This is a genomic window from Streptomyces bluensis (assembly GCF_014650715.1).
Lineage (GTDB): Bacteria > Actinomycetota > Actinomycetes > Streptomycetales > Streptomycetaceae > Streptomyces > Streptomyces bluensis.
Map to the genome: position 1 here is coordinate 77,216 of NZ_BMVM01000005.1, position 12,105 is coordinate 89,320.

The 12,105-nt window shown below is 73.0% G+C and carries 10 protein-coding genes and 1 pseudogene; 2 read left to right on the plus strand and 9 right to left on the minus strand.

Annotated features, from left to right (window positions below):
* Window positions 1–57 precede the first annotated feature (57 nt).
* Window positions 58–2,109, plus strand: coding sequence for a phosphocholine-specific phospholipase C (locus IE262_RS15360; protein WP_189874181.1), 2,052 nt, complete (start codon window positions 58–60; stop codon window positions 2,107–2,109).
* Here IE262_RS15360 and IE262_RS15365 read toward each other — a convergent pair.
* Both IE262_RS15365 and IE262_RS15370 read right to left on the minus strand, forming a co-directional pair.
* Window positions 2,106–3,113 (minus strand): DMT family protein, encoded by a 1,008-nt coding sequence (locus IE262_RS15365; RefSeq protein ID WP_229877275.1) that lies wholly within the window; start codon window positions 3,111–3,113, stop codon window positions 2,106–2,108. The genes IE262_RS15360 and IE262_RS15365 overlap by 4 nt on opposite strands.
* Window positions 3,110–3,937, minus strand: coding sequence for a phosphatase PAP2 family protein (locus IE262_RS15370; protein WP_134036948.1), 828 nt, complete (start codon window positions 3,935–3,937; stop codon window positions 3,110–3,112). Before IE262_RS15370 ends, IE262_RS15365 begins: the two co-directional genes overlap by 4 nt.
* A 198-nt stretch (window positions 3,938–4,135) precedes the next feature.
* On the opposite strand from IE262_RS15370, the gene IE262_RS15375 reads away from it, so the two are divergent.
* A complete protein-coding gene (locus IE262_RS15375; protein ID WP_189874183.1) occupies window positions 4,136–4,804 on the plus strand; it encodes a TetR/AcrR family transcriptional regulator in 669 nt (222 codons plus the stop codon).
* A gap of 145 nt (window positions 4,805–4,949) precedes the next feature.
* Here IE262_RS15375 and IE262_RS15380 read toward each other — a convergent pair whose 3' ends face one another.
* The 7 genes and pseudogenes from IE262_RS15380 to pcaH all read right to left on the minus strand — a co-directional run bounded on the left by IE262_RS15380 (window position 4,950) and on the right by pcaH (window position 12,100).
* Window positions 4,950–5,930 carry a DUF2510 domain-containing protein gene (locus tag IE262_RS15380; RefSeq protein WP_134036955.1) on the minus strand — a complete coding sequence of 327 codons (981 nt, stop codon included), beginning with the start codon at window positions 5,928–5,930 and terminating at the stop codon, window positions 4,950–4,952.
* Window positions 5,931–5,977: 47 nt separating this feature from the next.
* Complete coding sequence (locus IE262_RS15385) at window positions 5,978–7,171, minus strand: anhydro-N-acetylmuramic acid kinase (protein ID WP_189874185.1); 1,194 nt, start codon at window positions 7,169–7,171, stop codon at window positions 5,978–5,980.
* A 37-nt stretch (window positions 7,172–7,208) separates the two neighbouring features.
* A complete protein-coding gene (locus IE262_RS15390) occupies window positions 7,209–8,510 on the minus strand; it encodes an MFS transporter (RefSeq protein WP_134036961.1) in 1,302 nt (433 codons plus the stop codon).
* Window positions 8,511–8,599: 89 nt separating this feature from the next.
* Window positions 8,600–9,358: pseudogene (pcaD, locus tag IE262_RS15395) on the minus strand (3-oxoadipate enol-lactonase); the annotation flags it as partial.
* On the minus strand, window positions 9,355–10,719 hold the full coding sequence (pcaB, locus tag IE262_RS15400) for a 3-carboxy-cis,cis-muconate cycloisomerase (RefSeq protein WP_189874187.1): 1,365 nt from the start codon (window positions 10,717–10,719) through the stop codon (window positions 9,355–9,357). The pseudogene pcaD and the gene pcaB, both read right to left, overlap by 4 nt.
* Window positions 10,716–11,321, minus strand: coding sequence for a protocatechuate 3,4-dioxygenase subunit alpha (gene pcaG, locus IE262_RS15405; protein ID WP_189874189.1), 606 nt, complete (start codon window positions 11,319–11,321; stop codon window positions 10,716–10,718). Before pcaG ends, pcaB begins: the two co-directional genes overlap by 4 nt.
* A 5-nt stretch (window positions 11,322–11,326) precedes the next feature.
* Window positions 11,327–12,100 carry a protocatechuate 3,4-dioxygenase subunit beta gene (gene pcaH / locus IE262_RS15410; RefSeq protein WP_134036970.1) on the minus strand — a complete coding sequence of 258 codons (774 nt, stop codon included), beginning with the start codon at window positions 12,098–12,100 and terminating at the stop codon, window positions 11,327–11,329.
* Between the last annotated feature and the right edge of the window lie 5 nt (window positions 12,101–12,105).

A 12,105-nucleotide genomic window follows, 5' to 3' on the forward strand; every position in this document is an offset into this window, starting at 1 on the left:
CTCCCTGCCCCGAGGCCCCATCCACCGCACCACTCCAGGACAAGAGGTCACCCGCCCATGCCTGAGGTCAACCGGCGCCGATTCCTCCAACTCGCGGGCGCCACCACGGCGTTCACCGCCCTGTCCACCAGCATCGAGCGGGCGGCGGCGCTGCCCGCGCACCACCGGTCCGGCACCATCGAGGACGTCGAGCACATCGTCGTCCTGATGCAGGAAAACCGTTCCTTCGACCACTACTTCGGCTCCCTCAGAGGCGTCCGCGGTTTCGGCGACCCGCACCCCGTGACCCTCGACAACGGCAAGCCGGTGTGGCACCAGTCGGACGGCACCAAGGACGTGCTGCCCTTCCACCCCGAGGCCGACGACCTCGGCATGCAGTTCCTGGAAGGCCTGCCGCACGGCTGGCCCGACGGCCACGCCGCCTACAACGGGGGCAAGTACGACCAGTGGATTCCCGCGAAGGGCACCACGACCATGGCGTACCTGACGCGCGAGGACATCCCGTTCCACTACGCGCTGGCCGACACCTTCACCGTCTGCGACGCGTACCACTGCTCGTTCATCGGCTCCACCGACCCGAACCGCTACTACATGTGGTCGGGTTACACCGGCAACGACGGCAGCGGCGGCGGCCCCGTCCTCGGCAACGACGAGGTCGGTTACGACTGGACGACGTATCCGGAGCGCCTTGAAGAGGCGGGCGTCTCCTGGAAGATCTACCAGGACATCGGCGACGGCCTGGACGCGAAGGGCTCCTGGGGCTGGATCCAGGACGCCTACCGAGGCAACTACGGCGACAACTCGCTGCTGTACTTCAACAGGTACCGGAACGCCAAGCCCGGCGACCCGTGGTACGACAAGGCCCGCACCGGCACCGACGTCAAGAACGGCGACGGCTACTTCGACCGGCTGAAGGCGGACGTCAAGGCGGGCACGCTGCCGCAGATCTCCTGGATCGCCGCGCCCGAGGCCTTCTCCGAGCACTCCAACTGGCCCTCGAACTACGGCGCCTGGTACATCGCCCAGGTCCTGGACGCCCTCACCGCCAACCCCGAGGTCTGGTCGAAGACGGCGCTGTTCATCACGTACGACGAGAACGACGGCTTCTTCGACCACCTGGTGCCTCCGCTGCCGCCGCGCTCCGCCGCCCACGGCAAGTCCACCGTCGACGTCGGCCCGGACCTCTTCGCCGGGAGCTCCACTCACGTCCCCGGTCCGTACGGCCTCGGCCCGCGCGTGCCGATGCTGGTCGTCTCGCCGTGGAGCAAGGGCGGGTTCGTCTGCTCCGAGACCTTCGACCACACCTCGATCGTGCGGTTCATGGAACGCCGCTTCGGGGTGCACGAGCCCAACATCTCGCCGTGGCGGCGCGCCGTCTGCGGCGACCTCACCTCCGCCTTCGACTTCTCCCGCGAGGACAGCGGGCCGGCCGAACTGCCGGACACCGACGACTACGAGCCGGCGGACCGCGAACGTCACCCCGACTACCGGCCGACGGTTCCCGCCGACCCCAGCATGCCGAAGCAGGAGCGCGGCCTGCGCCCCGCCCGCCCCCTGAAGTACGCGCCGAGGGTGGACGGCTCGGCCGACCCGGCGGCCGGGACGCTCACGCTGACCTTCGCCTCCGGCCCCGAGGCGGGCGCCGCGTTCCTCGTCACGTCCGGCAACCGCACCGACGGGCCGTGGACCTACACCACCGAGGCGGGCAAGAGGATCTCGGACACCTGGAACCCGTCCGCCTCGAACGGCTCGTACGACCTGACCGTGCACGGCCCGAACGGCTTCCTGCGCGTGTTCAAGGGCCCGGGCAAGGCGGCCGGACCCGAGGTGACCGCCCGGCACGTCGGTGACGACGTGGAGCTGACGTTCACCAACAAGGGCTCCCGCACGGCGAACCTGACGCTCACGGACGGATACGGCGGCCGCCCCCGGACGTTCCGGGTGCGGGCGGGGGCCACCGTGCGTTACACGGTGGACCTGCGGGGCGGCAAGCGCTGGTACGACCTGACCGTTGTCTCCGACACCGACTCCGGCTTCCTGCGCCGGTTCGCGGGGCACGTCGAGAACGGGCGGGCCGGGGTGAGCGATCCGGCGATGATCACGTACTAGGAATCCGGGTACAGCAGCAGGCCGGGGCCGCCGTGAGCGGCCCCGGCGGCCCCTTGTCCGGTGAGGGTGGTCACCGAGGGTTCGTACGGCGCTTGTCCGGGCTCCAGTGCCAGGACCGCCGCCACTGGATGGTCCACCGGAGGGTCGCCGTCCGGGACAGGGAGGTCCTCGGTCACGGGGTGCGCTGGGCGCGCCGCCCGGGACAGCAGCAGCACGCCCCAGGACGCCAGCGCCGCTCCCGTCAGGGCCAGGGGGACGCCCGTGAGGCCGGACCGCACGTGTTCGCCCAGCAGGGACAGGCCGATCACCGAGGCGGCGACCGGATTGGCCAGGGTCACCAGGGCGAGCGGGGCGCCGAGGCCGCCCCGGTAGGCGGTCTGGGAGAGCAGCAGCCCACCCGTGGCGAAGGCCGCGACCAGCAGGGCGAGGCCGATCACCCGGATGCTCAGCAGTGAGCCCGAGCGGTCCGTCGCGGCCACCGTCACGGTCTGGGTGAGCGCCGACGCGACGCCCGAGGCGAAGCCGGACGCGGTCGCCTGCCGCAGCCCCGGCCGCGCACCCGGCCGGGCGAGCACACCGATCACGGCGGCCGTGCCTCCGGCGACCGCGAGGGCCTCCGGCACGCTCAGTACGTCATGGGGCGCGGGGCCGGACGCGGCGACCAGGATCGCGGCGAGACCGACGAGCGTGAACGCCGTGCCCCGCCACTCCACCGCGCTGACCCGCCGCCCGGCCATCCGCGCACCCAGCGGCACCGCGGCCACCAGCGTGAGCGCACCGAGCGGCTGCACCACGGTCAGCGGGCCGTACGTGAGGGCCACGACGTGCAGCAGCGCCCCGGACCCGTTCAGGACGACCGACCCCCACCAGGCGCCACTGGCCAGAAGCCGCCCCACGCCCGCGTCCCCGCTCCGGGACGCGAGCCGCTCCTGCGCGACGGCCGCGGAGGCGTACGCGACGGCCGAGAACAGCGAGAGGACGACGGCGACGAGGGTGGCGCTCATCGGCCCGCTCCGACCAGGACGGGCTCGTCGGCCCTGACGAGCTCCGGGGTGCGGCCGGCGGTCGTGGCCGTGCGGTGCGGCAGGTGGATCGCGGCGAGGGCGAGGCCGAGCAGGGCGGCGGCCCCGACCGCGTCGAGCCAGTAGTGGTTCGCCGTGCCGACGATCACCAGCAGGGTCACCAGCGGGTGCAGGAGCCACAGCCACCGCCAGGGGGAGCGGGCAGCGGCGATCAGGCCGACCGCGACCATCAGCGCCCAGCCGAAGTGCAGCGACGGCATCGCCGCGAACTGGTTCGCCAGCGAGTCGGTCGCCGGGGTCGCCGAGTACACCGTGGGCCCGTACACCTGGCCGGTGTCGACGAGGCCCGAGCCGTCGAGCAGGCGCGGCGGAGCCAGCGGGAACACCAGGTGCACCAGCAGGGCGGCGCCGGTGACGGCGGCCAGGACCCGGCGGGCCCACACATAGTGCGCCGGCCGCCGCAGATAGAGCCAGACCAGGAAGGCCGCGGTGGCCGGGAAGTGAACGAGCGCGTAGTAGCTGTTCGCCAGCTGTGCGAGCCCGTCGCCGTGCAGGAGTACGGACTGCACGGTGCCCTCGTCGGGCAGGCGCAGGGCCCGCTCCCCGTCCCACACACGCTGGGCGTTGCGGAAGGCCTCGCCGGTGTGGCCGTTCGCCAGCAGCCGGCCGGACTTGTAGACGAGGAAGAGTCCCACGACGAGCAGGAGCTCACGGACGAGAGGCGGCCGCGCGGTGTCGTCGGGCGAGGCCCGGCGCCGTATGACCGCCTCCGACTCGGATCCCGCAGGCTCGGTTCGGCCATCCATCCCCCGGCCCCTTTGCTGACGTCGTACTGGATCACCGATACGCGAACGTACCGATACGGTTGTGTACCGAAACGCCACTGTACCGATACGAGGCCGTTTCGGTACAGTGGCGTATCGCTCTACACTGTGTGAGACGGACCACCGATCAAGACCGCGGATCACGGCCCCGAGCCGAGAAGAGATCACGAGGGAGAGAGCATGACGTCGCAGGCAGCGGACGGACCGGAGACGGTCGCCGCCTCGCGCCGCTCCAAGATCACGCCCGAGCGTGAGCAGGAGTTCTTCGACGCCGTGCTCGACCAGATCCGCGAGTGCGGTTACGACGCCGTGAGCATGGAGGGCGTGGCCGCGAGCACACGGTGCAGCAAGTCCACGCTGTACCGGCAGTGGAAGACGAAGCCGCAGTTCGTCGCGGCCGCGCTACGGGCCCACAGCCGTCCGCGGTTCGCCGACATCGACACCGGCTCGCTCGCCGGGGACCTGCGCGAGGTGGCGGTGCGCGCCGGGGCGGGCGGGTTCGGCCGTGACGCCCGGCTCCTCCATGGGCTCGCCCACGCCATCACACAGGACGAGTGCCTGCGGCGGGCGATGCGTGACGCGTTCGTCGAGCCGGAGATCGCCGGTCTCCGCAAGCTCCTCGCCCGCGCGGTCGCCCGGGGCGAGATCGCCGCGGACAATCCCGCGATGGAATACGTGCCCGCGCAGATCCTCGGTGTGGTGCGGTCCCGCCCGCTCCTGGAGGGCCGGGACGCGGACGAGGCCTATCTGACCCGCTTCATCGAGGCCGCCGTCCTCCCGGCGCTCGGAGTGGGCGCCGGGCCGCCGGGCGGCACGCCCTCAGAGCGCGGGCCGTCGTCCGAGGGTTGACCGGACGCCGGCCCGACCGCGCCGCACCGTGGGGACGGGGGCGGCGCACTCCCCGGCCGGGTGGGGTCCCTCTGGAGCGGAGGGGGACTCCACCCGGCCGACGGGCTCTCCCGGACGAGGTACCTCGGGCCAGGGGGCCCGGGGGTCAGACGTCCTGGCCGTTGCCGCCGCCCGACATCTTCTTGATGCCCTTGGTGATGTCGTCGATGACGGACTGCTTCGGTGCCTTGGAGCCGACGTCGATGCCGAAGCGGATCACCACGAGCCGGTCGGGGCCGGCGGGCGCGGGGAACGCGACCGACTGGACGTAGCCGTCGTCGCCCTCGCTCGTGGCGACCTTCCAGCGCACCAGATAGCCCTTCTCGCCGGCCACGGTCACCGCCTCGGAGGCCAGCTCGTCGTGCGAGGTGATCTCCCCGTACGCCGTACCGCCGTAGGCCTCCTCGGCGTTCTTCTCGATGTCCGCCTTCGCGGCGGCCTCGGCCGTGGTGGCGTTCAGCTCCAGCGCCTCGGCGGGTGCGGAGTACGCGCCGCCGCGCGTGCAGGTCTTCGAGGTGTCGCCGGGGCACTTGTACGAGTCCTCGGTCGTGACCTGCACGCCCACCCCGAGCGATACGGCGGTCCAGTCGTCGGGCACGGGGATCCCGATGCCGTTGACCGGGTCGACGGCGTACCCGTCCACGATCCGGGGCTGCGCGGACTCACCGGGCCCCGGGCCCTGACCGTCCGGGCCCCCGGAGCCGCCGCCGGGACCGCCCTGACCGTCGCCCGGGTCGTTCTGCCGTCCGGGACTCCGCGAACTGGCCGTGTTCCCGTTCCCGTCGTCCTTGGTGAGGGCGTACACGCCCACGCCGATGCTCGCCAGGACGGCCGCGGCCACGGCGACGGCGATGCCCGTGCGCAGCCCGCGCCGCGCAGGGGCGGGCGGGTACGCCGGGTACGGTGCCATGGCCCCCGGGTACGCCCCCGCGGGCGGCACCTGCGTCGGGGGACCCCATGCGGCGGACGGTTCCGCGGGCCGTATCCGGTCCGTCCACGCCTTGCCGTCCCACCAGCGCTCGGTGGCGGGGCCGTCACTTGTCTGCCCGGGGTCGGGGTACCAGCCGGGGGGAGTCTCCTGCGTCATGGGGTCACGGTATGAGGTGAGCGTGAAAGACGGATGAGAAGGGCCCGTTACGGTCGTTCACCGGGTCGGACATCCCGCTCGCACACCATCCGCACCGGCCCCCGCTCGACACCGCCCGCCGACGGCGCCCCTCCGGGAAACCCCCGACGCCCCGGCGTCACCGACCCCAGCAGGCTCGCGCGCCGTGCCCCGGTGCTCGTCGGACAGGTGCCCGGCAGCCCGTGCACGGTCAGAAAGCCCAGCACCGCGAAGGCGTACGCCTCCTTCGCGGCGGACGGCAACCCCAGCACCTCGGAGGTGCGCACCGGCACACCGCCCAACGCGTCGCCCAGCATCCCCATCAGGACCGGATTGCGGGTGCCGCCCCCGGAGGCGATCACCTCCGTGGCGTGCACGGCCCGGACGGCGTCGGCGACCGTGCGCGCGGTGAGCCGGGTGAGCGTCGAGACCACGTCCTCCGGCCGCAGCCCGGGGAAACCGGCGAGCGCCTCGCGCAGATAGCCCGCGTGGAACAGCTCCTTGCCCGTCGTCCTGGGCGCGGGCAGCGCGTAGTACGGCTCGTCGAGGAGCCGGGCCAGCAGCGGCTCGTGCACGGTGCCCCGCGCGGCCAGGGCGCCGTCCACGTCGTACGGCAGGCGCCCGCCGGTGATGTCACGGACGGCCGCGTCGATGAGGGCGCCCGCCGGACCGGTGTCGAAGGCCGTGCCGTCGGGTGCGGTGAGGTTGGCGATGCCGCCGAGGTTCAGCGCGACCGGTGTGCCCGGACGGCCCCGCAGCAACAGCAGGTCGACCAGGCTCACCAGGGGCGCGCCCTGGCCGCCCGCGGCGATGTCGCGCGGCCGGAAGTCGGCGACCACGGGCAGCCCCGTCGCCTCCGCGATCCAGGCGGGCTGACCGATCTGGAGGGTGCCGTGCACGGTGCCCCCGTCGGCCCAGTGGTACACGGTCTGCCCGTGCGAGGCGACCAACTCGGCCCGCCCGTCGCAGAGCCGGCCGTTCGCGTGCAGCGCGGCCGCCGCGAAGGCCTGCCCGATCCGTGTGTCCAGGCGGCACACCTCGGCCAGGGTGGTGGTCGCCGGGGGGAGGGCCGCGGCGAGCGACTTCCGCAGCGCGTCGTCGTACGGTTCGCTGACCAGCCCGAGTGGCTTCAGCGTGAGGGTGTCCCCGTCGAGGCGCAGATCCGCGGCCGCCGCGTCGATCGCGTCGTACGACGTGCCCGACATCAGACCGATCACCCGCATCCCTCAGCCACCCTCATCCCTCAGCCACCCTCATCCCTCAACTCCCTTGCCGGGAGCGGTCTCCGCGCGGCGTCAGCAGCGCCAGCGCGCTCACCGCGCACGTCACCGCCGCGTAGTACCCCGGGATGTCCGCGTTCCCCGTGCGCTCGATCGTCTCGGTGATGACGAGTCCCGCGCAGCCCGAGAACACGGCGTTGGACAGGGCGTAGGCGAGTCCCAGGCCCGTGTAGCGGACGTTCGTCGGGAAGAGTTCGGAGAGCATCGCCGGGCCGGGCCCCGCCATCAGACCGACGACCGCCCCCGCCACGAACACGGCCGCGCCCTTCACCGCCGTCGACGTCCCCGTGTCCTGGAGGAGATGGAGGAGCGGCAACGCCAGGACCGTCACCATCAGCGCGCCCGTCAGCATCACCGGCCGCCGCCCGACCCGGTCGCTGAGCCACCCGGCGGGGACGATCGTGACCGCGAAGCCGAGGTTCGCCAGCACCGTGGCCACGAGGGCCTGCTGGAAGGTCGCGTTCAGACTGCTCTGCAGATACGAGGGCAGCACCACGAGGAAGGTGTAACCGGCCGCCGCCCAGCCCATGATCCGTCCGGCGCCGAGCGCGATGCCCCGGGCGACCTCCCGTGCCGGCGGGCGCTCGGCCGACCGTTCCTCCCGGAAGGCCGGCGTCTCGTCCAGCCGCAGGCGCAGCCACAGTGCGCCGAGGCCCAGCGGCAGCGTCAGCAGGAACGGCAGCCGCCAGCCCCAGGAGCTCAGCTCCTCCGTGGTGAGGAGTGTCGCCAGGAGGGCCGCCGCCCCGGCTCCGCCGAGCAGTCCGAGCGCCACCGTGAACGACTGCCACGACCCGTACAGCCCCCGCTTCCCCGGCGGTGCGAACTCCGTCATCACCGACACCGCGCCGCCGAACTCCCCGCCTGCGGACAGCCCCTGGAGCACCCGCAGGAACGTGAGCAGCCACGGGGCGAGGGCGCCGGCGGTGGCGTACGTGGGCAGTGCGCCGATCAGTGTCGTCGCGCCCGTCATCAGCAGGACGGCCAGGATCAGCACCGGACGGCGTCCGATCCGGTCACCGAGACGGCCGAACAGCGCCGCGCCCACCGGCCGGAAGAAGAACGCGAGCGCGAACGACGCGTACGTCTTGACCAGGCCCTCGATCTCGCTGCCGCCCTCGGGTGTGAAGAAGCGGGCCGCGATGATCGTGGCGAAGTAGCCGTAGACGCCGAACTCGTACCACTCGATGAAGTTGCCCACCGACCCCGCGAACAGCGCCCGGCGGGACTGTGCGGGCCGGGTGGCGGTCTGCTGGTCCGGGCCGTGCTCGGGGGCGGCCGTCATGCCGGTTCCTTCCGGGAGCGGGAGACCGAACGATGTTGAAAGTTAGCTTCAGCGCAGTGGCTGTCGACTGTCAATAACTTTCACCAGGGCGGGCCTCCCGAGAGATGGGTCCTCAGCGCGGTCAGGACCGCCTGCGGGCACTGCGCGGGCGCCAGGTGCGAGGCGCCGGGGATCTCGACCAGGGCCGAGCCCGGTACCGCGTCTGTGATCTCCCGCAGGTGCGCGGGCGGTGTCGCGGGGTCCTCGCGGCCCGCGACGAGCAGGGTGCGCACGGTGATGTCGGGGAGACGGTCCCGGAGGTCGAACGCGGCCAGCGCGTCACAGCACGCGGCGTACGCGTCCGGGTCTGCTTCGCGGTGGTCGGCCACCAGTTCGGGCACCGTGAAACCGGGGGTGAACCAACGGGAGTTCGCCGACTCCGCGAGCCCTGCCAGCCCCTCGCGGCGCACCAGCGCGGCCCGCTCCTCCCACGGCTTGGAACCGCCGAAGTGGGCGGAGGAACAGATCACGGCGAGCGCCGACAGCCGCTCCGGGTGATGGACCGCCAGGTGCAGGCCCACGGCGCCGCCCAGGGACACGCCCGCGTACGCGAACCGCTCGATGCCGAGGGAGTCGGCGAGCGCGAGCACCAGGCCCGCCAGATCGCCGACCGTGGCCCCCGGTCGGATGAGGTCCGCCGCCGAACCGCCGTGCCCCGGCAGGTCCCAGCGCACGACCCGGTGCGTCACGGACAGGTCGGGCGCGACCTTGTCCCACAGCGCGGTGGACGTGCCGAGGGAGGGGCCCAGCAGCAGCGGGGGAGCGGTGGTGGAACCCTCGGCGCGGTGGTTGAGCAGCTCACTGGTCAACGTCGCTCCAGGGCACGGTCGGTGAGGGCTCCGGCGGAGCCGGTGTAACGGGTGGGGTCGGTCCAGCCCGCGAGGTCGATGTCGAGGTCCTGCAACTCCGGCTCCTCGGCGAGGAGCTCCGCAAGGGTTCGGCCCTCGGTGTGGAGGCGCCGCGCCGTCGCGGTCAGCAGCTCCTTGGCGCGGGCACGGCCGAGGACCGGCGCCAGCTCGGCGGCCAGCCGCTCGGAGACGATCAGCCCGTGGGTGAGGTCGAGGTGCCCTCGCATCGTGCCGGCGTGCACCCGAAGCCCCTCCATCAGCTCCGCGGCGTTCCCGGCCGCGCCCGCGACCAGCCGCAGCAGATCACGCAGCGGCTCCCACTCCGCGTGCCAGGCCCCGGCGGGCCGCTCGTCCTGCGTGGCCAGCGAGCCGTACAGCGTGGCCGCGAGCTGCGGGGCACGCCGGGCGGCCGCGGCGATCAGCGTGGACCGTACGGGGTTCGCCTTGTGCGGCATGGCGGACGAACCCCCGCCGCCGCCCTCGGAGACCTCCGCGATCTCCGTACGGGCGAGGGTGAGCACATCGACGGCCGCTTTACCGAGGGCGCCCGCGGTGAAGGCGAGGGCACTGGCGAGATCCGCGACCGGCGTGCGCAGGGTGTGCCAGGGCAACAGCGGCTCGGCCAGCCGGAGTTCGCCCGCGTACGCGGCGACCAGCGCCCGGGTGTCCGAGGCGCCGTAGGCGCCGAACGCCGCCAACGTGCCCGCCGCGCCCCCGAGTTGCGCGGGCAGACCGTCCCGTACGGTCGTGAGACGGTCCCTGGCGTCCAGTACCAGCGACCGCCAGCCCGCCGCCTTCAGCCCGAACGTCGTCGGCACCGCGTGCTGGGTGAGCGTCCGCCCGGGCATCGCCGTGTCACGGTGCTCGGCGGCCAGCCGGGCCAGGGCACGCTGTGTGCGCTCCAGGTCCGCCAGCACCGGATCGAGGGTGCGTACGGCGACCAGCATCGTCGCCGTGTCCATGATGTCCTGACTGGTGGCACCCCGGTGGACGTACGGGCCGTACTCCGCGCCGACCGCCTTCGTGAGATCCGCGACGAGGGGGATGACCGGATTTCCGCCCGCGCGGGCACGGGCCGCGATGTCCCGGAGGTCGAAGCGCTCGGTCACGGCCGCCGAGCTCACCGCCGTCGCCGCCTCCCGCGGAGCGAGCCCGAGCGCGGCCTGGGCACGGGTCAGCGCGGCCTCCGCGTCGAGCAGCGCCCGCAGATACGCGGCGTCGCTCGTCGTCGAGGACGCAGGGGAGGCGGCCGACCCGGGTGCGAGCAGCCCGGCGTCGGAACCGGCTGGGGGTGCCTCTTCCTCGGAGGTCGAGGGAGTCACCGGAACTCCAGGAAGACCGTCTCGCCCTCGCCCTGAAGGCGGATGTCGAAGCGGTACGTGCCTGCGCCGTCGTCCACGGCGATCAGCGTGCCGCGCCGTGCCTCGTCCACCTGCCCGAGCAACGGGTCCGCGCCGAGCACCGCCTCGTCGCCCGGCAGATAGAGCCGGGTGTACAGGTGCAGGAGGAGCCCGCGCGCGAAGACGCAGACGCTGATGTACGGCGCGCTCCGTCCGCGCGCCCCCGGCCGCAGCGTACGCGCGGTCCAGTGCCCGGACGCGTCGGTCTGGACGCGGCCCCAGCCGGTGAACTCCACGCCGTTGCGCCCCAGGAAGCCGCCGCTCGCCGGGTCGCGCCGCATCGAGCCGTCGACCCGGGGCACCTTGCCGTCCGGGTCGGCGCCCCACAGCTCCACCAGGGCGTCCGGCAGCGGGTTGCCCTCGCCGTCGTACACATGACCGTGCAGGACGATCGTGTCCGGGTGGCCGACGGGTGCGATGTCGCCGCCGCCGGGGAACGGCAGAGCGTGGCCGTAGAACGGGCCGACCGTGTGCGACGGGGTCGGGAGCACGGTCTCCGGACGACTCGGGTCGATCTTCGTCATGGCGGTCAGCGCCCTTCTTCGATCCACGTGGCGTTCGGCCCGTCGAGCACGATGTCCCAGTGGTAGCCCATCGAGAACTCCGGGACCGACAGGCTGTGGTCGTACGTCGCGACCAGCCGCTGCCGGGCCGCGTCGTCCGTCACCGACTGGATGATCGGGTCGTACGGGAACAACGGGTCGCTCGGGAAGTACATCTGCGTCACGAGCCGCTGGGTGAACGCGGTGCCGAAGACCGAGAAGTGGATGTGGGCCGGCCGCCAGGCGCCCACGTGCTGGCGCCACGGGTACGGGCCCGGCTGGATGGTGGTGAAGGTGTAGAACCCGCCCTCGTCCGTCAGCGTGCGGCCGACGCCCGTGAAGTTCGGGTCCAGCGGGGCGTCGTGCTGCTCGCGCTGGTGGGCGTACCGGCCCGCCGAGTTCGCCTGCCAGATCTCGACCAGCTGGCCGCGGACCGGGCGCCCGTCCCGGTCCAGCAGCCGCCCCGAGACGGTGATGCGCTCGCCGATCGGCTCGCCGTGGTGCTGCCGGGTGAGGTCGTTGTCGATCTCGGTGATGTCCCGCTCGCCGAAGGCGGGGGAGGACAGCTCCACCAGCTCCGGGTCCTTGGTGACGTCGATGGTGACGGGCGGCTGCTTCGGGTGGCGGAGCACCGAGGAGCGGTACGGCGCGTAGTCACGGCGCGGCTGGTGCTCGACGGGGGCGCCGTCGGCGATCCGCTTCTCGTACGCGGCGTGCTGGGCCGCGATCTCCTGGTCGATGTCGTGCTGGGTGAGAGTCATGGGGT